Origin of the sequence: Bradyrhizobium sp. 87 (assembly GCF_023073015.1) — a bacterium.
GTDB classification, from domain to species: Bacteria; Pseudomonadota; Alphaproteobacteria; order Rhizobiales; family Xanthobacteraceae; genus Bradyrhizobium; species Bradyrhizobium canariense_D.
On the sequence record NZ_JADPIQ010000083.1, the window covers coordinates 21,879 to 43,581 of the forward strand.

Annotated in this window: 30 protein-coding genes and 1 pseudogene; 18 read left to right on the forward strand and 13 right to left on the reverse strand. The window is 62.1% G+C overall.

What is annotated here, in order from left to right; all coding sequences use genetic code 11:
- Positions 1-53: 53 nt before the first annotated feature.
- Positions 54-1,340 (reverse strand): divalent metal cation transporter, encoded by a 1,287-nt coding sequence (locus IVB50_RS19255; protein WP_018454868.1) that lies wholly within the window; start codon positions 1,338-1,340, stop codon positions 54-56.
- A gap of 269 nt (positions 1,341-1,609) precedes the next feature.
- Positions 1,610-1,795 carry a hypothetical protein gene (locus tag IVB50_RS19260; protein ID WP_018454867.1) on the reverse strand — a complete coding sequence of 62 codons (186 nt, stop codon included), beginning with the start codon at positions 1,793-1,795 and terminating at the stop codon, positions 1,610-1,612.
- A 250-nt stretch (positions 1,796-2,045) separates the two neighbouring features.
- Between IVB50_RS19260 and IVB50_RS19265 the strand changes: the two genes are divergently transcribed.
- The 5 genes from IVB50_RS19265 to IVB50_RS19285 all read left to right on the forward strand — a co-directional run bounded on the left by IVB50_RS19265 (position 2,046) and on the right by IVB50_RS19285 (position 4,431).
- Positions 2,046-2,282 (forward strand): hypothetical protein, encoded by a 237-nt coding sequence (locus IVB50_RS19265; RefSeq protein ID WP_204511901.1) that lies wholly within the window; start codon positions 2,046-2,048, stop codon positions 2,280-2,282.
- A gap of 450 nt (positions 2,283-2,732) precedes the next feature.
- Entirely contained in the window at positions 2,733-2,924 is a 192-nt protein-coding gene (locus IVB50_RS19270; RefSeq protein WP_247296982.1) for an SANT/Myb-like DNA-binding domain-containing protein, read from the forward strand.
- 107 nt (positions 2,925-3,031) lie between these two features.
- On the forward strand, positions 3,032-3,208 hold the full coding sequence (locus IVB50_RS19275) for a hypothetical protein (RefSeq protein ID WP_198293354.1): 177 nt from the start codon (positions 3,032-3,034) through the stop codon (positions 3,206-3,208).
- Positions 3,209-3,779: 571 nt separating this feature from the next.
- A complete protein-coding gene (locus tag IVB50_RS19280; RefSeq protein WP_245288401.1) occupies positions 3,780-3,998 on the forward strand; it encodes a hypothetical protein in 219 nt (72 codons plus the stop codon).
- Between the two features lie 163 nt (positions 3,999-4,161).
- Complete coding sequence (locus tag IVB50_RS19285) at positions 4,162-4,431, forward strand: hypothetical protein (protein ID WP_247296983.1); 270 nt, start codon at positions 4,162-4,164, stop codon at positions 4,429-4,431.
- Here the strand turns inward: IVB50_RS19285 and IVB50_RS19290 are convergent.
- The 7 genes and pseudogenes from IVB50_RS19290 to ligD all read right to left on the reverse strand — a co-directional run bounded on the left by IVB50_RS19290 (position 4,425) and on the right by ligD (position 7,670).
- On the reverse strand, positions 4,425-4,631 hold the full coding sequence (locus tag IVB50_RS19290) for a hypothetical protein (protein ID WP_018454859.1): 207 nt from the start codon (positions 4,629-4,631) through the stop codon (positions 4,425-4,427). The two genes, IVB50_RS19285 and IVB50_RS19290, sit on opposite strands and share 7 nt — an antisense overlap.
- Positions 4,628-4,828, reverse strand: a complete 201-nt coding sequence (locus IVB50_RS19295; RefSeq protein ID WP_018454858.1) for a hypothetical protein — start codon at positions 4,826-4,828, stop codon at positions 4,628-4,630. The genes IVB50_RS19290 and IVB50_RS19295 overlap by 4 nt, the downstream gene beginning before the upstream one ends.
- A 258-nt stretch (positions 4,829-5,086) precedes the next feature.
- On the reverse strand, positions 5,087-5,764 hold the full coding sequence (locus IVB50_RS19300; RefSeq protein WP_018454857.1) for an SOS response-associated peptidase: 678 nt from the start codon (positions 5,762-5,764) through the stop codon (positions 5,087-5,089).
- Between the two features lie 14 nt (positions 5,765-5,778).
- On the reverse strand, positions 5,779-6,192 hold the full coding sequence (locus tag IVB50_RS19305) for a hypothetical protein (RefSeq protein ID WP_018454856.1): 414 nt from the start codon (positions 6,190-6,192) through the stop codon (positions 5,779-5,781).
- Between the two features lie 108 nt (positions 6,193-6,300).
- A complete protein-coding gene (locus tag IVB50_RS19310) occupies positions 6,301-6,549 on the reverse strand; it encodes a hypothetical protein (protein ID WP_157642926.1) in 249 nt (82 codons plus the stop codon).
- Positions 6,527-6,757, reverse strand: a complete 231-nt coding sequence (locus tag IVB50_RS19315) for a hypothetical protein (RefSeq protein WP_018454854.1) — start codon at positions 6,755-6,757, stop codon at positions 6,527-6,529. The genes IVB50_RS19310 and IVB50_RS19315 overlap by 23 nt, the downstream gene beginning before the upstream one ends.
- Positions 6,757-7,670: pseudogene (gene ligD, locus IVB50_RS19320) on the reverse strand (non-homologous end-joining DNA ligase). Before ligD ends, IVB50_RS19315 begins: the two are co-directional and overlap by 1 nt.
- A gap of 133 nt (positions 7,671-7,803) precedes the next feature.
- Between ligD and IVB50_RS19325 the strand changes: the two are divergent.
- The 4 genes from IVB50_RS19325 to IVB50_RS19340 all read left to right on the forward strand — a co-directional run bounded on the left by IVB50_RS19325 (position 7,804) and on the right by IVB50_RS19340 (position 9,466).
- Complete coding sequence (locus IVB50_RS19325) at positions 7,804-7,989, forward strand: DUF3606 domain-containing protein (protein WP_007601546.1); 186 nt, start codon at positions 7,804-7,806, stop codon at positions 7,987-7,989.
- Between the two features lie 41 nt (positions 7,990-8,030).
- Positions 8,031-8,558, forward strand: a complete 528-nt coding sequence (locus IVB50_RS19330; RefSeq protein ID WP_247296984.1) for a hypothetical protein — start codon at positions 8,031-8,033, stop codon at positions 8,556-8,558.
- Between the two features lie 202 nt (positions 8,559-8,760).
- Positions 8,761-8,967, forward strand: a complete 207-nt coding sequence (locus IVB50_RS19335) for a GDCCVxC domain-containing (seleno)protein (RefSeq protein ID WP_026232829.1) — start codon at positions 8,761-8,763, stop codon at positions 8,965-8,967.
- Between the two features lie 151 nt (positions 8,968-9,118).
- Positions 9,119-9,466 carry a hypothetical protein gene (locus IVB50_RS19340; protein ID WP_018454850.1) on the forward strand — a complete coding sequence of 116 codons (348 nt, stop codon included), beginning with the start codon at positions 9,119-9,121 and terminating at the stop codon, positions 9,464-9,466.
- A 242-nt stretch (positions 9,467-9,708) separates the two neighbouring features.
- Here IVB50_RS19340 and IVB50_RS19345 read toward each other — a convergent pair whose 3' ends face one another.
- The 3 genes from IVB50_RS19345 to IVB50_RS19355 form a co-directional block, all read right to left on the reverse strand.
- The gene (locus IVB50_RS19345; RefSeq protein WP_018454849.1) at positions 9,709-11,232 is read right to left on the reverse strand and encodes an FAD-dependent monooxygenase; all 1,524 of its coding nucleotides are present in this window, start codon (positions 11,230-11,232) and stop codon (positions 9,709-9,711) included.
- Positions 11,233-11,501: 269 nt separating this feature from the next.
- A complete protein-coding gene (locus tag IVB50_RS19350; protein ID WP_018454848.1) occupies positions 11,502-11,846 on the reverse strand; it encodes a response regulator in 345 nt (114 codons plus the stop codon).
- Positions 11,847-11,951: 105 nt separating this feature from the next.
- Positions 11,952-12,149: a hypothetical protein gene (locus tag IVB50_RS19355; protein ID WP_018454847.1), complete on the reverse strand. Its 198-nt coding sequence runs from the start codon at positions 12,147-12,149 to the stop codon at positions 11,952-11,954.
- Between the two features lie 549 nt (positions 12,150-12,698).
- Between IVB50_RS19355 and IVB50_RS19360 the strand changes: the two genes are divergently transcribed.
- From IVB50_RS19360 to IVB50_RS19390, 7 genes are all read left to right on the forward strand, one after another.
- Positions 12,699-13,037, forward strand: a complete 339-nt coding sequence (locus IVB50_RS19360; protein ID WP_247296986.1) for a hypothetical protein — start codon at positions 12,699-12,701, stop codon at positions 13,035-13,037.
- A 29-nt stretch (positions 13,038-13,066) separates the two neighbouring features.
- On the forward strand, positions 13,067-13,450 hold the full coding sequence (locus IVB50_RS19365) for a phage terminase large subunit (protein WP_247296988.1): 384 nt from the start codon (positions 13,067-13,069) through the stop codon (positions 13,448-13,450).
- 2 nt (positions 13,451-13,452) lie between these two features.
- Positions 13,453-13,746 carry a hypothetical protein gene (locus IVB50_RS19370; RefSeq protein WP_018454844.1) on the forward strand — a complete coding sequence of 98 codons (294 nt, stop codon included), beginning with the start codon at positions 13,453-13,455 and terminating at the stop codon, positions 13,744-13,746.
- Between the two features lie 63 nt (positions 13,747-13,809).
- Positions 13,810-14,238 carry a GNAT family N-acetyltransferase gene (locus tag IVB50_RS19375; protein ID WP_247296989.1) on the forward strand — a complete coding sequence of 143 codons (429 nt, stop codon included), beginning with the start codon at positions 13,810-13,812 and terminating at the stop codon, positions 14,236-14,238.
- A gap of 234 nt (positions 14,239-14,472) precedes the next feature.
- Positions 14,473-15,741, forward strand: a complete 1,269-nt coding sequence (locus IVB50_RS19380) for a CoA transferase (RefSeq protein WP_018454842.1) — start codon at positions 14,473-14,475, stop codon at positions 15,739-15,741.
- 184 nt (positions 15,742-15,925) lie between these two features.
- Positions 15,926-17,155, forward strand: a complete 1,230-nt coding sequence (locus IVB50_RS19385; RefSeq protein ID WP_026232825.1) for an acyl-CoA dehydrogenase family protein — start codon at positions 15,926-15,928, stop codon at positions 17,153-17,155.
- A gap of 9 nt (positions 17,156-17,164) precedes the next feature.
- Positions 17,165-17,710, forward strand: a complete 546-nt coding sequence (locus IVB50_RS19390) for a flavin reductase family protein (RefSeq protein WP_247296990.1) — start codon at positions 17,165-17,167, stop codon at positions 17,708-17,710.
- Positions 17,711-17,735: 25 nt separating this feature from the next.
- Here the strand turns inward: IVB50_RS19390 and IVB50_RS19395 are convergent, their stop codons facing one another.
- Entirely contained in the window at positions 17,736-18,662 is a 927-nt protein-coding gene (locus tag IVB50_RS19395; RefSeq protein WP_247296991.1) for an NAD(P)-dependent oxidoreductase, read from the reverse strand.
- 176 nt (positions 18,663-18,838) lie between these two features.
- On the opposite strand from IVB50_RS19395, the gene IVB50_RS19400 reads away from it, so the two are divergent.
- Together IVB50_RS19400 and ilvD are read left to right on the forward strand one after the other, a co-directional pair.
- The gene (locus IVB50_RS19400; RefSeq protein WP_247296992.1) at positions 18,839-19,822 is read left to right on the forward strand and encodes an ABC transporter substrate-binding protein; all 984 of its coding nucleotides are present in this window, start codon (positions 18,839-18,841) and stop codon (positions 19,820-19,822) included.
- A 78-nt stretch (positions 19,823-19,900) separates the two neighbouring features.
- On the forward strand, positions 19,901-21,595 hold the full coding sequence (gene ilvD / locus IVB50_RS19405; protein ID WP_247296993.1) for a dihydroxy-acid dehydratase: 1,695 nt from the start codon (positions 19,901-19,903) through the stop codon (positions 21,593-21,595).
- Positions 21,596-21,703: the final 108 nt, after the last annotated feature.

Below are 21,703 nucleotides of genomic sequence, written 5' to 3' on the forward strand. Positions count from 1 at the left end.
ATCATCGCCTCGCAGATCTCGGCAGTCTTGTCGCAAGGCTAGTCAAAGGCTAGTCAGCCCATCAATGACGAGCCGAGCAGGGCGAGCACAGCCAGCGCCATCAACGCGGTGCCGAGCCAGCCCAGCGCGACGAGCCATGACCGGCCCTTGAAGCGACCCATGATCGCCTTGCTCGAGACGATCAGCATCATCATGGCCATGATCGGAACGGCCACGATGCCGTTGAGCACGGCGCTCCAGACCAGCATGTGGATCGAGTCGATGCCGGTGAACCCGAGACCGAAGCCGATGATGGTGGCGGCGGCGATGATGGTGTAGAAGCCGACCGCCTCGTCGGGCTTCGCCTCCAGCGTCGCGCGCCAGCCGAAGATCTCCGCCACGCCGTAAGCGGCCGAGCCCGCCAGCACCGGAATTGCGAGCAGGCCGGTGCCGATGATGCCGATCGCGAACAGGGCGAAGGTGAAATCGCCGGCGAGCGGCCGCAGCGCCTCGGCGGCCTCCGTCGCCGAGTTGATGTTGGTGACGCCATTCGCGTGCAGCACCGAGGCGGTGGTGAGGATGATGAAGAAGGCGATGCCGTTGGAGAGCAGCATGCCGGAGAGGGTGTCGGCCCGGATGCGCGCCAGCTCCGGACTGCCGCCGCGCTTCAGCTCGCGCAGCGGCTTGTCGCGCTTGCCCTGGTTCATCTCCTCGACCTCCTGCGAGGCCTGCCAGAAGAACAGATACGGGCTGATCGTGGTGCCGAGCACGGCGACGACCATCATGAAATAGTCGGCGCTGACATTCGTCTTCGGCCACACCGCCGCGAGCAGCGCCGTGCTCCACGGGATCTTCACGGTGAAGGCGGTCGCGACATAGGCGAACAGCGCCAAGGTGAGGAATTTCAGCACCGGCGAATAGCGCCGATAGGGCAGGAACACCTGCAGCAGGGTCGAGCCCGCCGCGAAGATCAGCGCGTGCTCGTGGTTGAGGCCGCCGATCACCAGCGAGAGCGCCTCCGCCATCGCCGCGATGTCCGCGGCAATGTTGAAGGTGTTGGCGGCGACCAGCATGGCGACGAGCGACAGCACCGCCCAGCGCGGCGCGATCTGCATGACGTTGGCCGCCAGCCCCTTGCCGGTGACGCGGCCGATCCGGGCGCTGACGAGCTGGATCGCGATCATGAACGGCGTGGTCAGAAATACCGTCCAGAGCAGTCCGTAACCGAATTGCGCGCCGGCCTGCGAATAGGTGGCGATGCCGGACGGATCGTCGTCGGCGGCCCCGGTGACGAGACCCGGCCCCAGCCTCTGCAACAGCGACGGTGCGGATTTCGTGGGGCTGACGGCATCGTCGGTCATGGCAGGAGGGGTCTCGGTCGGGGCGCGTCCTTCACAAATGCTAATGAGGGAACAAGGTTCCCGGGCTGCGGGTAAGGCGCGCCTCGCTGATTTCTGAAAAAGCTAATTTTGTTTGACTCGTCGGGCAAAACACCTGTATAAGTGCATCATCGAAGAATACCCGGTGCAGCGTTGGCACGCATTCCGAGCGCGACCGGACTGCGATGGCCGGCCAGTGCGCAACCCGCGCACCGGCGAGACGTTTGTCTCCTGAGCGCGTGCGGTCGGGACTATTTGATGCTGACGAACATGCCCCAGGCGCCGGCCAGCGCGGCGCCGGCAAAGACGATCAGCGGGTTGTTGCAGAACGCACTGCCATAGGTGCACATGGTGACGCCGAACGAGCCGATCTCGTGATGGCTCGCGGAGTAGAACAGTCCCGACAGTACCAGCAACGCGGCGGCGACGTAATACATCGATGATCTCTCCGGCCCTTGCCCGATTGCGTTGGTCGCAAGGGACATTGTCCAGCATGGCGCGAACCAATTGCATCCTGGCGAACCCGCCCTGCTGCATTTGAACTAAAGTCGACCAATCCCGGGAGATGCCGTCCCAGCGGGCCGCAATCTGAACGTGCGATCGGGGCCAGAACATCTGCGCGGGAACTGTTGGACGCGCTCTCCATTAACGAACACGAACAGTCGGACCAATCGAGGGGAGTGGCCCATGGGCACCGAGCGGATGCACCCTCCGCGCTACTGGCGGATGCGGGCGGAAGAATTTCGCACCAAGGCGGACAATTGCGAGTACCCCGAGACGCGGGACGTGCTGCGCAAGGTGGCGCAAAATTACGACGAACTGGCCCGCCGCGCCGCGCGCATCTGCACCGTCGAGAGCCTGGACGAACTGCGGGGGGGGCGCCAACAGCAAGCCGGTTTGATCGTTCAGGGCAAACCCGCTTGATGGTTCACGACGAAGCCGATGATCGGCGGGCGCGATCATGGGGCGTCTAGGCCGTCGCTTCCATCAGAAGCGCTGCCCGTGCGATTTGGAACGAATGTCCACTTTGGTACTTAGGAACTCAGTCCTCCAACGAGGGATGAGATGAGCAGCGAACAGCAAGCAGGCCCGGCAACGAGGCCGGATCAGCATTACAAGCCGGGGCCGGCGTGCCCCAAATGCGAGAGGGGCACGCGCTGCCTGACCTCGATCTTCGACGTGAGGCGCGATTGCTCGATCCTGATCTATCGGTGCGATTCGTGCCGCGAGGACGTCTGGATTTGAGCGCGCGCCGTCGTCGGCCCATCTGCGGGACGCCCCGTCGGAGATCTCATAGCAATCTCGGATAGGAACTTCGCGGGTTTCGCCCGCTTGTCGCCTGCATCGACCACGCAGGCGAGACAGCTTCTAATCATGCAATCACGCTACCCGTTGTTGAAGAAGTGGACAGCGGAAGAGCACGAGCGGCTGAAGGCGTTGGCCGAAGCGGGCTCGAGGCCGGACGAGATCGCCGGCGAGCTTGGTCGCAGCGAAGCGGCAGTGAGGGTGCGCGCCTGGCAGCACGGCATGGCGCTGCGCCTCGTCACGCAGAAGCGCGGACCCTGAAGACCGGCTGGGTCGAAGGCGGGCATCCCGCCCTGTGTTCACTTGTGAACGGTCCTCAATCGTCTCTCGACGTACTCTGCGAATGGGCAGCAACACGGGAGCTTGTCATGCTCACCCGCGAGGACTTCGAGACGGATCTCGACCGGCAGAAAATGCACCAGCTCGATGCAAGCCAAACGACACGACAATTGCTGCGCCGTTCGCGGGAGCAGATCGCGGCATCGATCTCACTGCTTCAGCAGCAAGTTCCGAAGATCTGGCACCCTCAACCTCCAGAACGATAGAAACCTCTTCCGCCGTTCCCGCGTTTGCGCGCATGGCGGATCAAGACACCAGGCAGCGGCCGATTTGTGCTGCGTGCAACAAACCCATGACATTCATCGACGCGGTGAGTTCACCGGACGGCGCGATGGCCATCTTCCGGTGTTCCGGCTGCAACAAGCTGTCTTGGGAGAAGCCCAGGCAAGATCAAAACTAGGCCGTCGAAAAGAAACGGCCCCAGCCCGGGGGGCGAGCTGAGGCCGTGGGGGGCGCCGGTCGTGCATCCGGACCGACGCACCGATAACCCTTTGGCCCGAGGAGCTGTTCCTATTTCAGGCGACCATGGACATGGCGCGGCCCGATGAAACACGCCTGAAACAGTGCTGAAACCAGATAGTCTCGAACGTCCCGCCGGCTGCGTCCGACCAACCTAGCGAAAAGGAGATCATCATGATCCAGGTTGGTTCGAAGGAAGAAGTCGCGTTTTTGCTGGCGCTGTTCGGCACCCACACCCAGCCGGTCAAGCGGCCGGCGAAATCACGGCAGGCGTGAGGCGCTGGTCCCACGCCAGGCTTGGCCGAATGCCAGAGCCTCTTGCGGCTTCTGATCGCAAGGGGCGACCCGAAGGCCATCCCGCTCGCGACAGGCGCCATCGACCAATATCTGAACACCGCGCCGGTGTGCATGCGCGGCCGCGGCCTGCGCGTGCTCCAGCGCGACGCGCTCGACCAGCATGGCACTGCGGTCGGCGTGCAGCGCTCGTTCGCGGAAACGGTGGATGCCTACATCGTCGGGAAGCTTGCGGAGGAGTGAGGGGGCCGAATGTCGTTTCGCCCTGTCGCTTTCGGCTTCCTGAAGAGGCACGAACGCGGCAGGAACCGCGAAGTTCCCGGAACCCATTGATCTCCCATAGATTTTTTCGCGACTTCCGGAAACCTTTGTCCGCTTCGGACCTATTAGGGCAAAGGATGCTGCAATGTCCCGATATTATTTCGATCTGCGCGACGACACCGGTGTAGCGCTCGACGAGGAAGGCTTGGAGCTGGCCACCTGGCGCGCCGTTCAGGCGGAAGCCGCCAAGTCGGTCGCGGACATGGCGCGCGATGCTATCCTCTCCGCGCCTGCCGCGGGCGGCAGGCAGACGATGGCGATCGACGTTCGCGATGCCAAGGGTCCCGTGATGCAGGTCAAGTTCTCGTTCGCCATCGAGACCTTCAGGACGCCTGCGGCATCACGCGATCATTGACGCGTGAGAACGCCCGGCGGGGATTGCTCGGGCTCGAGTACGGCGATCTTGCGGCCGAGCTGCCAGACCTCGACCTTGCCGTGCTGCGTGAACTGCTGCGCGAAGGTGAGGGCGTTCGCATCCGACGCGGCCTCGAACGCTTCGGCCGATCGGAACACGCCGTTGTCGCCGACCAGGTAAGCGCGATATTGCTGGGTCATGTCGGTGGCCTCAGCCCTGGCGATTGCAGCCAGGCGGCAATATGCATGGCGGTCTCGTCCTGCCGCGCCTGGCGCAGCAGCATCTCGCGGCGGCGCCCCGGCGCGAGCGTGCGCGCCTCCTCGCGCAGCCGCGCGGCCTCCGCGGCGAGCCGTTCGTCGAGTGTCGTGGTCTGCTTGAATCGTCGTCGCTTCTGCATGCACGTCTCCCTCGTTCGCGTGGGGCGGGAGCAATTTCGGCGGTCTCATCACCCGGTCGATGGCAACTGCCTTGCGGTGATGGATCAATCCTCGCGCTTCTGGCGGCGAGAGGAAACATCATATGATATGTTGGCGGATTTAATTGCGCGAGCAAATTCAGCCACTTGAGCGCGTTACTCATCTTGATTGCTTGTGAGCAATGTGCACTTTTGGACAGAAGCGCATGTCTAATAGGGCGTAGGGAGCCGGCTCCCCTATTAGGAATCAGCTGTAGCGGCGGCGAATGCGTCTTCCTTCTCGATGCCGCGCGCGACGATCTTCAAGCATTCGTCTGGTAGCGGCCGTTGAAGCGCCTTGGCTTCTTCCCACGGCGCCCTTAGCCAAACGTCTCGCTCTTTCGCTGTCGTCAGCAGCACCGGCATTGCCTTCGGATGGATTGGCTCCACGACCGCATTCGGCGTCGTGGTGAGAAAACCGTACACCTGATGCGGCCCCGGAATGGGCTTCGACTTGGTGCCGCGATCGCCATTGAAAGTCGTCCAGATCCCGGCGAACGCGAACAGCGGCCGGGCGTCCGCGAGCGCAAACCACACGATGTCTTTCTTCTTGGTCTCCGGGTTGGGCTCCGGCGCGTATTCGGCAAAGCTGTTGACTGGCACGAGGCAGCGATGCTCCGGCTTGAGCCACGCGCGCCAGTGCGGCGACGAGGTGTTGCGAATGTTCGTGACGGGCGGGCCGCCGGTACGCGGAGGGGGCGGCATGCCCCAGCGCATCAGCACCATCTCTCGCTCGCCGCCCGCATCGCGAATGATTGGCGCGGGGTAATCCGGAAACACACCCGGCATTGGCGCCAAATTGCCTTCATAGCGGCGGACGACCCGGAAGAGGTCGGCTATCGCGGCTTGGTTGGTGGTGATCGAATAGAGGTTGCACATATGTTCGATGATCCTTAGCGCTCGCCGGGCCACCAGTAAGATGCCGGATTATCCGCCGAGATTTTCGTTGGTCTTAATGCAACGAGTGCGCTTCGCTTATACGGATAGCGCCGCACTTCCGAACAGTTCTTGCATCGCATGTAGCGCTCAAGTTCATGCACCGGCGTCGTCTTGGCACGACGGACGACATCGAGTGCCACGGTTTGGTTGGTGTCGCATCCAAGGCATCGCACTTCGAGGTATAGGAAGCCGGCGTTGATGGCATCTCCGATCGTCGGCGATGGCTGCGCCGGGCCCTTATAGCCAAGCATCCGATAGTTCCAGGCCGCGCAAGCCAGTTTGTCGGCCTCCTTGCGCGCCTCCTTGGCGCGCTCGGCCGAAATCTTGATTTGAGTGCCGTAGAGATGTTGGCGGGACTTGGTGGTCATGCCGCGATCAAAGCCATGTGCCGGCCAAGCTGGCAAATTATCGATAGGTGGTAGGCGAGAAGCGCAACGGGCTACTTCCTGTCGTGGCTGTGGAAAACCAAAGCGCTCTCAAATGCTGACCAACTGGCGGCCCGTCCCCTTGCAATCGACGCAGGCCAGTTCGCCTCCGACCATCTCTGGAGGAAACAGGCAGCGTCCGCTCCCGTCGCATTCCAGGCAGACGATTTGGCCGGCGCCGCATTCGAGTTCCTCAACTTCGGTCTCGAATTCGGTGTCACAATTATGGGCGCAGTAAACCACCATCGTGGTTGTTGCACCCGCCGAACATGTCAAGTCATCGTCGATGAGTTTTTGCAAAGACACTCTCCGGATATTTCTCGATAGCTTCGACACGAAGCCACTCGACAGCATCGACGATATTGTCGGCCTCCCCTTCGGCATCGAAGCCGTTCACCTCATCACCGAGCCCGAGGTTGATTTGAAAACCGCCATTCCAAAAGGCGGCAATCGTGAAATTGATTTCACTGTCGTATAGATCCTGAAGGATGCGGGAGGTTCTATCCATCACAAGTCCTCTCTCAAGCCCTTAAAGAAGGGATGCCGGACTTTCCCCTCCGCCGACTTCGCACGGTACTCTATTTCCGCAAGCAGCTTCGGCTCGACCCAGATGCCCTTGTGCGCGATCCGCTTGGTGTAAGGTTGCGTCTTGCGGACAAGCGGCTTCAATCGTTTGTGGACTTCTGCGGCAGATGACTTGTCGAATCCGAGGTCGACCTTGCCCGCATAAATGAGATCATCTCCCTTATGGCGACCAAGATAGATGCCGTCCCATTTGCCTTCGTCGAGCGCGAAACCGGCGATGGTCAGTGTCTCGCGTTGCCTGCAAGTCTTCTTGACCCATTTGTTACCCGTGCCGCTGCTGTAGGTGCTGTCGCGAACCCTGGAGACCACGCCCTCAAGCCCGACCTTGCAGGCATGCGCGAACATCTCGTTGCCTGCGATCTCGAAGCTCTCACTGAACTGCACTGCGGTGCCGGAGATGATCTTCTTCAACTCGGCCTTGCGCTGAAACAGCGGCAGGCCGCGCAGGTCTCGCCCATTCAGATAAAGCACGTCAAATGCCACGAGCACGATCTTGGTTGATGTGCCCTTCAGCTCGTTTTGAAGGACGGAAAAATCGGTGCTGCCATCGGCAGCAGGGACCACAACCTCGCCATCGATGATCGCCGATCCTGCCTTGATGTGCGGGCGACTTTCTTAAAGCGCTTGGTCCAGTCGTAGCCGCGACGGGTGTAGACGGTGACAGCCTCATTGGCCAAATGAAGCTGCACCCGGTAGCCGTCGAACTTGATTTCGTGAATCCACCGCGCTCCGGATGGCACGCGGTCCACCCACGATGGCAAGGCCGGTTTGATGAAGCCGGGGAAGGGCGCTTTCACCCCGAGCGCCCCCAGCCTTCGCTGACGCTGCAACGCCACTGACAAACTCCACGCAACGAACGCCTTGATTCGAATCTTCACGGCCGGATTCGTTCCGCCAATCTGGGCGAACCGGATGGGCGTGGGGAACCGTTTGATTCCTCTTGCGTTTCAGAGATGCAAGGAGAGCAACATGGCTAAAGCGAAGAAGCAGACAACTCGCGGTCGCAAGCAGGACCGCGCGCGCGTTGCGGGCGGGCAGAAATACGAAGTTGGCTACGAGGCAAAGAAGACGGGCCGCTCGGCTTCTGCCGTGAAGAAGGCGGTGAAGAAAGTGGGCAGTAGCCGGAAGAAGGTCGAGCGCAAGCTGGGCCGCTGATAGTTTTGCGTTAGCCCACAGGTTTGTGGCGAGCCGGTCGCATGAGCGACCGGCTTTCTTGCGCCTACTGGTGCGCCATCAGGAATCTCCTCAACTCAGGAACTGCGGCAGTCGCACCGGAATTGGTGCGGTGCTGGCTCGCCGCCGAGCTGGCGGAGCGGCCCCGGCCATACCTCCAGCCCCCTGCAAGCCGGGGCCGTCTCTCCGCCCACGCGATGAGGGCAGTGACGCGCTGCAAACAAAACGACAGCAATGTTGCTGTTTATTTCCAGCGACGCCACAACGCAGTTCGCTGTATGGTCCCTTTCCGTTTTTTTCCCACAGCGGATTTGATCACCATGCACCCCATCCAAGGTACGCATATTGCCGCAATCTTCAAACTGGCCACCCAGCAGCTTGAAGCACTTCGCGTCGCCCCAGAGATCCAAAAGGAATATTCCGAAATCCTCGTTTTAAGAGAGAAGATAAAACTGGCGACCGAGCTGAAGAAGGCTCGCCGGCAGCCCTTACTCGGTGCCCCCCGCGCGCTTGAAGAGGTGGAAGAGGCTCCAAGGATCGAACATTTTTGATCTAGATCAAAGTCGCATGGCGCGGGGCGGTTCGTATGATGCCATGAGTGATAAGCCGCCCGAAAAGCCAGAAGTGATGCCCCGCGAGAGCGACGAGGCCCGGCGGCGCATCATCGAAGAGTATGCCGCGGACCGCCGCGGATTGATCAGGAAGCTGCGCCAGAAGTCGAAGGGAGCGGACGCTGCGCAGGGAACATCGCAGATGATCTTAAACTCTACCATCACGTGCCCGAAGTGCGGTCACGCTGCTACCGAGGTCATGCCGACCGACGCCTGCCAGTTCTTCTATGACTGCAAAGGCTGCGGCGAGCGCCTAAAGCCGCTCTCTGGCGACTGCTGCGTGTTCTGTTCCTTCGGCACCGTTTACTGTCCGCCGGTTCAAGAGAACGGCAGGTGCTGCTGTAGCTAGCTGCCTCTAAGGGAGTGCGGCTGCCGCGCCTGAGTTTGACACGTCGGGCAAAACACTGGCAGAATGGCATCATTGAAGATCAGCCCGCGCGGAGCAATCCGCCGCGGGCTTTTTATTTGCGGAGTCGTCATTTAAACAAACGGATTTCCAAATGACCAAATTTAGGAGAAGGACCGAGCTGCATCTTCCTGTTGCTGAGCATGTAGTCAGGGAAGGTTTCAGGGCACCAACGCTGGCCGATATCGAAACCCTGGCACAAGCCAAGACCGAAGCGGCACTCAACGTGCTTGCTACCATCATGTTCAGAGAGACAGCGAACGCTTTTGCGCGGGTGGCCGCCGCAAACTCTATTCTCGATCGTGGGTGGGGCAAGCCGGTACAGCCCTTGGCTACGGACGCGCGGCCGCGCGAATTGCTGCAACGGATCGAACGCATCATCGTACATCCGGATCATCCATCGATAGTCGACAATGAGACCAGCGAACCCGAGGCTTCGTAAGCTTCGCATCGTCTTGTCTCCAGGCGAGGAATTGCAATGGAAACACGGTCGCCACCGACTCCATTGGAGTCTCCACAGCAAGAGAACGCGGCTCTGATTGGTTTACCCCAATGGATGCGCGACGCACTATCTCATCAGCCGGCCCCCACGCCACCGCAGCAAGCCGGAAGCGTCGATGAGCCTGCGGACGGTGAACGCACGAATATTCGAATCTTGAGCCGCGTTCCCTCGCGCCTACCTGACTAGTCTGAGGCAGGTCCGAACCACCTCGTCAGCGTCTCCGCAAGTCCGTGTTGGCTCTCGTCTCCCACCCAGGCCACATGCCCGTCAGGCCGCACCAGCACGGCTTTTGGCGCCGCGACTTGTCCAATGGACGGAAGCTCCCATGCACCGTGATAGTCCGCTTCGACGAGATTGATGCGATCTGCCCAGGGCGCGATGTCGAAGCCGCTGGTCTTCCCAAAATCAAGCAGCAAGCCGCGCGCGCCGTACAGCAGCGTGAACAGTCGCAGCGGACGCCCGTCCACCACGAGGTCGAGATCGGGCATGCGGCGTCCGAGCAGCGCGTGGCCTTGGCCGAGATCGTAGTGCACGTCGAGCCCGCTCATCATCGCGCCAAAACGTTGGCGCGGCGCGTCCATCGCGAGCAGTTCGGCGACGACCTCGCGCGCGGCCTTGAGGCCGTCCTCGCCGCGGCGGAGCAGGGCGATTTGCGCCATGGTGTTGCGCAAGGTCCGCGCGCCGACGGGATGGCGCTCGGCATGGTAGCTGTCGAGCAGGCTGTCCGGCGACAGGCCCTTGACCACTTGCGCGAGCTTCCAGCCGAGATTGACGGCGTCCTGCACGCCGATGTTGAGGCCTTGCCCGCCGACGGAGTGATGGATATGCGCGGCATCGCCGGCGAGCAGCACGCGGCCTTTGCGGTAGGACACGGCCTGCCGTGCCGCATCGGTGAAGCGGGAGATCCAGGACGGGTTGTGGAGGCCGAAATCGGTGCCGTAGACGGCGACGAGGGCGTCGCTGAGATCGCGGGCGCCGGGCACGCCGGTGCGATCGAGCGTCGCTTCCGTCACGACCACCAGCACGCGCCCGCTCTCGGTCTTGCTGAGGCCGTGAAAGCCGAGCGCGTCGTGGCGCAGGCCCCATGCGGGCTCGTCCCGCATCTCGACTTCGGCCATGAGATTGCTCAGCGTCGGCTCGGAGCCTGCGAAGTCGATGCCGGCGGCCCTGCGCACCAGGCTGCGGCCGCCGTCACAGCCGACCAGATAATTCGCGCGCAAGGTCTCGCCGCCGGAGAGCGTCACGTCGATGCCGGTCTCGTCCTGCGCAAAATCCGTCACCTCGCGGTTGCGATAGATCGGCACCGCGAGCTCGCTGACCCATTCGGCCAGGATGCGCTCGATGTGGCTCTGCCGCAGTGTCAGCCCGTAAGGGTGCCGGGTGGGGAGGTCGCTGATGTCGAGCCTGGTCCAGGCGAAGCCCGCGAGCTGGGTGATCTGTCCTTCGCGCAGGAAACGATCCGCGACGCCGCGCTGGTCGAGAATCTCGATGCTGCGCGCGTGCAAGCCGCCGGCGCGCGTGCCGACCAGTTCCTGATCGGCGCGCCGCTCCACCACGGCGACGTCGACATGCGCGAGCGCGAGCTCCGCAGCCAGCATCAAGCCGGTCGGGCCGCCGCCGGCGATCACCACGGCGTGGTCTTCGTGGCGGGCGCCGGCGCGTTTGGCGTGGCCGCGCGTCCGGGACGTGGGAAGCAGTACAGGCATGTGAGACCCCTCGGGATGGTGTTCGGGTCGAGGGTTCTACGGCAGGGTCGGGGGCTTGAAGCAAGCCCGTTGCACCCCACATATCTGAGTGGGGAGAGGGAATTCCTTGTCCGCGTTCGCCGCGTTGACACGTCGGGCAAAACACCGGCATAATGCCATCATCGAAAAAGAGTTTGGTTCAACCCGCGCGGATGCGATCCGCCGCGGGTTTTGTTTTGGGCTTTTGGCTTTCAGACTTTTTGGCTTGCGATGTTTCGGTCTTGCGAGCTTCAGCAGATGCCGACGGTGCGCCGCATGGTGCTGGCGAGTTCCTCGAACGAGAACGGCTTTCTGATCATGGGAAGCCCGTCACGCCGGGGTTCACGTCCCGACAGCTGCAGGATCTTCAGCTCCGGGCGGCGGCGCCTGGCCAGCTCGGCCAGTTCATGACCGTCCATGCCGGGCATGTTGATGTCGGTGATGAGGATGGAGATGTCCTGGTTCTGCCTGAGCCGGTCGAGCGCATCCGTGCCGCTGTGGGCGCTGACCACCTTGCAGCCGAGTTCTTCCAGCATGTCGACCATGACGTCGAGCACGCCGGGATCGTCGTCAACAACCAGTACGGTATGGCTCATCGCACAACGTTCCTCCTGAAGGAATAAACGCGCCCGCCTTGGCGTAAGTTCCGGTACGGCGTGGTCGAACGAGCGATGTTGGACTCCTCGTGCAAAGCACAAGGCCTAATCATCCTTCGAGAGATCGCCGGGCCTGGTGGGAAGATCGATGGCTCCGCCTTCGCCGTGAACGAGATCACGGTTCTGGTCCTCGGTTTCGTCAGCGTCCGGGATGATGGCCTCTCGCGTGTCGGGCTCCCCGTCGATGCGCGGCTTCTGGCCGGGCAAGTCCCGCGAGGTTTTCGGTGTCATGTTCAGTGTCATTGGTCGATCCTCCTGACCGGCTTAACGCGGGCAGGGACGGTTCGTTCGTTGACACCTCGGGCGAAACGCCGGCAGCCTGACTGGGATTGGCTTTCCGAAGGTCTCCGTCGGCTTTGATTCGCAAAAATCGAAATAGAGCTTGACCCGTCGGGCAAAACACTGGCATAGTGGCATCATCGAAAAGTTCGCAACGCCCGCGCGGGACCAAATCCGCCGCGGGTTTTTTCGTATCCCATTTTCGGAATCGGACGGCGGCCCACGCATCACGGCCACGCACTCGCTTGAAACGCGTTGAGGGAGCGCCGATCGGCGTGCCGCCGTCCGTACCGTTGCTGGCCGCGCACGCGCGAACGTGCCGGCCCGCGGCGCGAGCGATCTGCTCGCGCCGCTGCGGTCTCCGGATACGGAGATAGGGTTCGCGCCCGAAACGATCGCGCCTCATTCGCGATCTGCCGCGCATTTTCTTTGTCGAGGAGAGACGATGACCGCCTATCTGATATCGCTAGCGCTCGCGGGCCTGGTTGCAATCGCGCTGTGGGAGACGTTGTCTTGAGCGAGGACATGGAAATTGCGCTCGTGAGCGAGCCGGTCCGCGCGCCTGCGCGACGGAAGACGTCCAGCGCGCGCACCCTGACCGAAATCCGCTCGCTGGCGCGGAGCCACACCAGGACTGCGCTCCGTGTGCTCGTCGGCATCATGCGCAGCGACGACGCAACGCCGGCCGCCCGTGTCTCCGCCGCCAATGCAATCCTCGATCGCGGCTGGGGCAAGGCGGCGCAGCCGATCGAGAACGGAGAAGATGGCGTGCTGGAATTGATTCACCGGATCGAGCGCATGATCGTGTACCCGGGGAGCTTGCGCGGTGGGGATGCCGATCGTGACGCCTGAGCCGTGGAAAAATCGAGCGAGCGCATCCATTGTCCATCCTGAAAATTCCGACGGCCAAGATATTCGAGCCGCTGCTGCAGCCCGCGCGCTACAAGGGCGTTTATGGTGGACGCGGCTCCGGCAAATCGCATTTCTTCGGCGAGCTCCTGGTCGAGACCTGTCAGGCCGAGCGCGGTACGCTCGCTGTGTGCATTCGAGAAGCGCAGCGGACGCTGGCGCAATCTTCCAAGCGGCTGATCGAGGGCAAGATCGCCAGCCTTGGCCTCGGCCACGGCTTCAAACTGTTCAGCGACAAGGTCGAGACGCCTGGCGACGGGCTGATTATCTTTCGCGGGCTTCAGGCCAATCTGGTTGTCTCCTTCTACTTCGCCAAGCGCGGCTTCGAGAATGTTGCGAGGATCATCAAGCGGTAAAGATGGCGGATGACGAAATCAGGGCGATCGTTGCTGAGACGCTGGCTGAGCAACAGAGGCTTCAGCAGGCGAACATCGATGCCATCGTATTGAGGACGGTGGCATCGGTGCTGGCGTCCTTCGGAATCGAGGATGACGACCGAAAAGAGCTGAGGGCTGATTTTCAGCACCTGCGCCGATGGCGAACGAGCGTGGAGCAGGCGCAGAGCTACACCTTCAAAGCCGTCATTACGGTGATCGCCACCGGGCTGATGGGCGCGGTTTGGCTAGGTGTCAAGGTCGTGCTGGGCAAGTGAGCCTCAATCGGCACGACATTTCTGCACTTCCACTCACATCATCTCATCCCAATGGACCGTCTCATGTACAGAATTCGCATCGTCGATGCATCCGATGACGACATTGTCGATACATTGGCCGATCTGCATCAGTCGGCGTTCTTCGATGCGGCTCCCTTGCCGCAATTCCAGTTAGGGGCGTGGTGGCTTGCCTATCACGGCGCTGAGCCAGTAGCCTTCGCCGGTATCGTGCCGTCAACGCACATTCGAAATGGCGGTTATTTCTCCAGAGTCGGTGTGTTGCAGCGGCACCGGGGACGTGACCTCCAGTGCAGGCTGATGCGGGTGATGGAGGCACGGGCACGGCGTATTGGATGGGACAGCATCGTCTCGGATACGACGGACAATCCGGTGTCTGCCAATAATTTCATCCGGGCGGGCTATCGGCTCTTCGAACCCCATGTGCCCTGGGCTTGGCCGCATACGCTTTACTGGCGAAAGCGGCTTCGCTGAGCGAATGGGGCCATGTTTCCCGTGATGCGGAACGCGATTCCCGCAACGGAAAATGGTTCGCGGGATGAAGCGCACACGGAACGTCTAAGGGCCTGGCAGCTTGACAGCTGCCGGGCCCTTTTTGCGTATTGAAGCGATGCGGGCGGAGCACTTGCGAATTCAGCGGTGCCGGGCTTTAAGTTTGCTCCTGCGGGAAATTCGGCAACGATAAGCCGATGTAAGGGAGCGCCGTCGATGCCCACCAAGCCTCAATTGCCGGAACGTTCGACGCGGGCGACGGGCGCGCCTACCGCGCTCGATGGTCTGCTGGTCATCGATTTCACGCGTGTGGTCGCCGGCCCGGCCTGTACGCAGACGCTTGCTGATTTCGGCGCGCACGTCATCAAGATCGAGAATCCAGACGGAGGCGATGACACGCGTGCGTATGAACACGCCGAGATCGGTGGAGAGAGTGCTGCCTATCTGAGCCTCAATCGCAACAAGCGTGGCATCACGCTCGACCTTACCGTGCCGGAGGCTCGTGAGATCGCGCTGGATTTGATTCGCAAGGCCGACGTGGTCGTCGAGAACTTCTCCAGCGGGGTCATGAAGAAATTTGGCCTCGACTATGAAGCTGTTGCGCCGCTCAATCCGCGGCTAGTCTATTGCTCGATCTCCGCCTACGGGCGCACCGGACCGTTTGCCTCGCGTCCCGGTTTTGATCCGATCACGCAGGCGGAAAGCGGCTTCATGTCGCTCAACGGATTTGCCGATGGCCCTGCGGTTCGCACCGGCCCGCCCATCGTGGACATGGCGACGGGGATGTCTGCCTGCAACGCCATCCTGATGGCGCTGTTGGCGCGGGATCGGCTCGATCGCGGTCAGCATGTCGAGGTCGCCCTGTTCGACGTCGCGATGGGCATGACCGGTTTCTATGGCATGGCCTATCTGATCAACGGCGAAAATCCCGGTCGGTTTGGTAATTCGCCGAGTGGCTCACCTACCGTCGGCGTCTACGAGGCCTCCGATGGACCGCTTTACATGGCCTGCGCGAATGACCGGCTCTATCGCCGGCTGGTGGTTGAAGTGCTGAACAGGCCCGATCTCATCACCGATCCGCAGTTTGCAACGCGCAAAGCCCGCTCCGAGCACAAGGAGCTTTTGCGAGCAGCCATCGCGGAGGTCTTTGCAAGCGATACCCTCGAGAACTGGATGGCGAAGATGAAGCTGGCCAATATCCCGGTCGGCTATCTCCGGACGGTCGAGGAGGGGTTCAATGCACCGGAGGCGCGAGCGCGCCATCGCTTGAACCGGATTCCGCATCGTACGGCAGAGTGGGTCCCGAACATCGAGCCGCCGATTGCCATGAGCTTGACCGGCCCGGTTGATCCTGTGGCTGCTCCGTTGCTGGGCGAGCACACGGAGCAGGTCTTGCGCGATACGCTCGGTTACGACGAGCGTCGGATATCGCAGTTCACCCAAAAGGGCGTCTTCGGGTCGGGCAAACCCTCGACCTCAGGCTGAGCCTGGAGGGCGACCTACAGGCCAGGCGTCGCGCGGATGGCGTATCATGGCTTGGCAATGCCGCCACCTTCGCGGTATCGCATCCTTCCGGCGCCTTGTTCAGGACGACCATACTCAGACAGCGCTGCGCCGGCTTGATTTGGCAAGGGTCTCGCCGCATAAATGCGTAAAGCGAGGGATACGAATGGCGCCTGGTCAAGAGCCGAGCGTGGGCCGGCCCGCTGCGGTGCAATCCGATGAACCTGCCCATGCGGCAATGGTCGCGAAGGCCCGGGCGCTCGTCCCACGGCTGCGAGAGCGGGCAGCACGGACGGAGGAGTTGCGGCATCTGCCGCCGGAAACCGAGAAGGATCTGCACGACGCCGGCCTGTTCCGAATGCTTCAGCCCAAGCGCATTGGCGGCGCAGAACTCGATTATGTCGGCTTGATCGACTGCGCGGACCTGCTCGGACAAGCAGACGCCTCGGTGGCCTGGAATCTGGCCAATCTGGCGAGCCATCACTGGATGCTCGGCATGTTCGAGCCAACGGCGCAGGATCTGGTCTGGGGCCTTGATCCGGACGCACTGATTGCGTCCTCGTTCATTTTTCCGGCCGGCCGTGCCACGCGAGTCGAGGGCGGATACCGGCTCCATGGCAGCTGGCCGTTCTCCTCGGGCGTTGCCTCCTGCGCATGGAACATGCTTGCCAGCGTCGTCTACTCCGACGATGAGGCTGACGGCATCGAGTATCGGATATTTCTGCTGCCGAAAGCCGACTACAAGGTTCTCGACACCTGGAATGTCGCGGGGCTGCGCGGGACAGGGTCTTGCGACGTGGAGGTCAGGGACGCTTTCGTGCCCGAGGACATGACGGTTGCAGTCGGCGATCTTGACGGTGGGCCGACGCCGGGAAGCAAGCTCAATCCCAACCCGTTGTATGCTCTCCCGGTGTTCTCGCTATTTCCCTACGTCCTCTCTGGCGTCGCGCTGGGAAACGCGCAGGCGTGTCTCGACGATTATGCGGAGGTCGTCCGTCATCGCATTTCCACCTACAACCACGCCAGGCTGAGCGACTTTCAAAGCACCCAGATCAAGATCGCTGAGGCCTCGGCGAAGATCGACGCTGCACGCCTGATCATGCGCTCGGCCTGTCTGAATGCCATGGAGGATGCAAGGCGGGGTCATATCCCCGATATGGCGACCAAGACCCGATATCGGCGCGACGGCGCTTTTTCAGTAAACTTCTGCACGGATGCGGTGTCGATGCTGTTTGCCGCGAGCGGAGCACGGGGCCTGTTCACGACGGGCGCGTTGCAGCGGCAGTTCCGCGATGCGCACGCGATCAATTCGCATCTCGCGTTCAATTTCGATGCGGCCGGGACCAATTATGGACGCGTGGCGTTGGGCCTGCCGTCCGAGAATCTCACGCTGTGAGGCCGGCCGATGAATGATCTGCCGAAGCAGCCGGCCGTTCCCGATCCGGCCAACGAACTCGCAAGCGACAGCTCGCCGATCGATCCCCGTGATTTCCGCAGTGCGCTAGGCACCTACGCCACGGGAGTGACGATCATCACAGCCGCGGCTCCTGACGGCAAGCCCTATGGCCTGACGTGCAATTCGTTTGCCTCGGTCTCGCTGAATCCTCCGCTGGTTCTTTGGAGCCTGGTCGTCTATTCCTCCAGCTTGACCGTCTTCCAGAATGCCAGTCATTTCACGGTCAACGTGCTTGGCGTTTCGCAACAGGCGCTTGCGAGCAAATTCGCCAAATCGTCTGATGACAAGTTCACCGGTGTCGAGTGGACGCCGGGCCTCGGCAACGCGCCGGTGCTCGCCGAGAGCGTCGCCAATTTTCAATGCCGCTCGGTCAATCGCTATTACGGCGGCGACCACGTGATCTTTCTCGGTGCGGTCGAGGCCTATACTTACAATGCGAAGGAGCCGCTGCTCTTCGCGCGCGGCGCGTTCGGCCGATTTCTCGCCGACGGCTAGCGCAAGCAGTCACAGCCCGCGTGCTTCAGTTCGCGCTCGACGGTTCAGCGCTCCCCGCCGAAAGCTTGTAGATTTCGAGCGCATCCGCATCCGCGCCTCGCGCGGCCTTGGCGAGCCTGAAAAGTTGTCCGGCAAGCGAGGCCATGGGCACCGGGGTCGACGTCGTCTGCGCGACATCGGCGACGGTATCGAGGTCCTTGAGCATTGTAGCGATGTGACCAAGCGGGGGTGAGTGAATGCCCTGGACCATCCGCGGAACGAACAGCTGCAACGGAATGGAGTCAGCAAAGCCGCCGGCGAGTGCTTCGGGCAATCGGTTGGCATCGATTCCGGCGTTCACGGCAAGGCGTGTTGCCTCCGCAAGAACAGCCATCGCGCATCCGACGATCACCTGGTTGCACAGCTTTGTGGTCTGCCCCGCGCCGGTCGGGCCCATGTGGGTGAACCTGCATGCCATAGCCAGCACGTAGGGGCGGACCCGCTCGATGTCGCTGGCTCTTCCGCCGGCCATGATCGCAAGCGTGCCTTCCTCAGCGCCCTTGGTACCACCGGACACCGGCGCGTCGATCCAGCCAGCGCCATTCGCTGCTAACAATCGCGTTGCAAGGTCCCGTGCGGCGTCAGGATGGATCGACGAGAAGTCGACCACGAGCTTACCCGCGCCGGGCGCAGTTGAGATGCTCGCGGGCCCGAAGATCACCTCTTCCACGGCGGCCGCATCCGTCACGCACATGAAGACGATGTCCGAGCTCTCCATCAAGTCGCGTGGGCTGGCTGCGCGTCTGGCACCGGCCTCGACGAGCGCGGCCATCTTCCCTTCCGAACGGTTCCAGACAGTGATCTGATGGCCGGTGTTGAGCAGGCGCCGGCTCATCGGTGTCCCCATCAGCCCAAGGCCGAGATAGCCGAGCCGCTCGACGCCTTGCGGGTTTGTCTTGCTCCCTTCAGCCATAGGTTGCCTCCATCTATCCCTCCACGACGCCGCGCGACGTGCACTACCATACATGGTGTATCCCACGACGAAACCGCCCCGGCCGGGATGGCTTGCTTGATTGTTTGAACCATGAAACATTTGCCACGGTCGGGTTGGATGGCGCCGGTCGGCGCCTGGGCAGCGGAGTGGGCACGATGCGAACCGTTTCGAAGTGGATCCTGGCTTTGGGGGCGGCAGCGACCGTGAGCGCGAGCGCAGGCTCATCATGGGCGCAGCAGACGATACGCGTCGGCTGGACGATTCCGGCCGAAGAATCCAAATACTGGATGATGCGCCGCCCGGCTGAGTTTCCCAATATCGGCAAGGCTTACAACATCGAATGGACCCAGTTTCAGGGTACCGCTCCGATGACGCAGGCCTTGGCGGCCGGCGCGCTGGATTGCGCGACGCAGGCGCCGCTGTCGCTCGCCAACGGCGTGGTTGGCGGCAACCTCAAGGCCTACATCGTGGCGCAACACGTCTTCGAGAAGGCCGGTGGTTTCTCGGTCTACTGGGCTGTCATGGACGACTCCCCGATCAAGACGATCGCCGATCTCAAAGGCAAGACGGTCGGAATTTCCGTGATCGGCGGCGGCACCCAAGGGCCGTTCAATCTGTTGCTGAAGCAGAACGGCATCGATCCGGCCAAGGACATCAAGCTGGTCGAGGTCGGCTTTGCCGTCTCCGAAGATGCGTTGCGGCAGGGCCGCGTCGATGCGGTCAACATGAACCAGCCGTTTGCCGCGCGTGCGGAGGCAAAGGGCGGCACGCGCAAACTGTTCTCGCTGTCGCAGGCGATGCCAAACATCGTGCACATCCTGGAAGCCTGCCGTGCCGATTTCGTCGACAAGAACCCGGGACTGGTCAAGGCTTACGTGCGTGACATTACCTCCGGCATGAAGAAAGCGCTGGCGAACCGCGAAGAGACGTTGAAGGTCGTCAACGAAGTTCTGAAGGCACCTATTCCGGTTCTCGAGACCTATCTGCTTAAGGACAACGATTTCGGCCGCGATCCGGGCGCGGCACCGAATTTTCCCGCGATCCAGAAGATGCTGGACATCTACGCGGAGACCGGGATGCTGCCAAAATTGGATGTCGCGCAATTCAAGCATTCGACGATTGTCGCTCCGCTGCAATAGGCGATCGGGCGAATGAACCGAGCGAGAAGGTCGCGGCGTCCGGGATGATCCGGGACGTTGCATGAAGAAGATGCACGTATGAAGAAGCTCCGATCTCGGATCACGACGGATGGCCTCGACCGGGCTCCGCACCGCGCGTTCATGCGCGCCATGGGGCTCGACGACGCTGCGATTGCCAAGCCGATGGTCGGCGTCGTCAGCATGAAGGGCGAACAGACGCCCTGCAACATGACGCACGACTTTCAGGTCGCGGCGGCCAAGACCGGAATCGAGGAGGCCGGCGGCACGCCGCGCGAATTTTCGACCGTGTCGGTTTCCGACGGTATCAGCATGAATCACGAGGGGATGAAGTTCTCCCTATTTTCGCGGGAGCTGATTGCCGACTCGATCGAAGCCGTCGTCCATGGTCTCGCCTACGATGCATTGATAGGCTACGGCGGATGTGACAAGACGCTTCCCGGCGTGATGATGGGCATGGTCCGGTGCAACGTGCCGGCCATTTTCATCTATGGCGGCAGCGCGCTGCCGGGCCGCGTCGACGGGCGGACCCTGACCGTGCTCGACTCCTATGAGGCTGTCGGCAGCTTCATGACCGGAGAGATCGACGGTGCCACGCTCGAACGGATCGAACGCGCCTGCCTGCCGACCATCGGCGCGTGTGCGGGCCAATTCACTGCCAACACCATGGGGATGGTCTCGGAGGCGATGGGTCTCACCATTCCCAACGTGTCGATGGTGCCAGGTGTCTATGCCGAGCGCGCGCAGATATCCAGGCGGGCCGGGCGCCTCATCATGGAGATGCTGGAGCGCGGCGGGCCGTTGCCGCGCGACGTCGTGACGCGGAAATCCCTGGAAAACGGTGCGGCAATCGTGGCTGCCACGGGCGGTTCGACCAATGCTGCGCTGCATCTGCCGGCGATCGCGAACGAGGCCGGGATCGCATTCACGATCGATGATGTCGGCGAGGTTTTTGCCAGGACGCCGCTGATCGGAAACCTGCGGCCGGGAGGCAAATATACGGCAAAGGATGTCTACGATATCGGCGGCGCTGCCGTGGTGATCCGGGAACTGATCCAGAGCGGGCATATTGATGGCAGTTGCCTGTCGATCACGGGCCGTACACTTGCCGAAGAATATGGCGCCGCCAACGCACCTGACGGAGAGGTTGTTTACGCGGCTCGTGCCCCGATCATGCCAGATGGTGGTGTGGCCGTGCTGAAGGGAAACCTCTGTCCCGATGGCGCGGTGATCAAGGTCGCGGGCCTTAAGAACCAATTCTTTGAAGGCGTGGCGCGCATCTTCGAAGACGAAGAAGCTTGTGTCGCAGCGGTTCGCGACCGCAGCTACAAGGCGGGCGATGTGCTTGTGATCCGCAATGAAGGGCCGGTGGGTGGCCCCGGCATGCGCGAAATGCTCGGCGTCACCGCGCTGATCTATGGCCAGGGCATGGGCGAGAAGGTGGCCCTGATCACGGATGGACGGTTCTCCGGCGCCACGCGCGGAATGTGCATCGGCTATGTGTCTCCCGAGGCCTTCGTCGGCGGTCCGCTGGCGCTGGTACGCGATGGCGACAGGATTCGGATTGATGCCGCGAACCGGCGGATGGACATGCTGATCGACGAGCAGGAACTCGCTGCTCGCCGACACGATTGGAAGCCGCGTCCGCCTCGTCACCGTGCCGGTGCCCTCGCCAAATATGCGCGATTGGTTGGCCAGGCACCGGGCGGAGCCGTCACGCATGAGGGCCCCGCAGAATGGCCCTGGTTCGGATGACGCGGCGAACCTGCCGGAAACAGCCACTGGTCTGGCAAGTTTCTTGCTAAGCTCGCGTCGCTGACGGAGGATGTTCAGCAAGCCTGTTGCGCAGGGTTCGCGCGAATG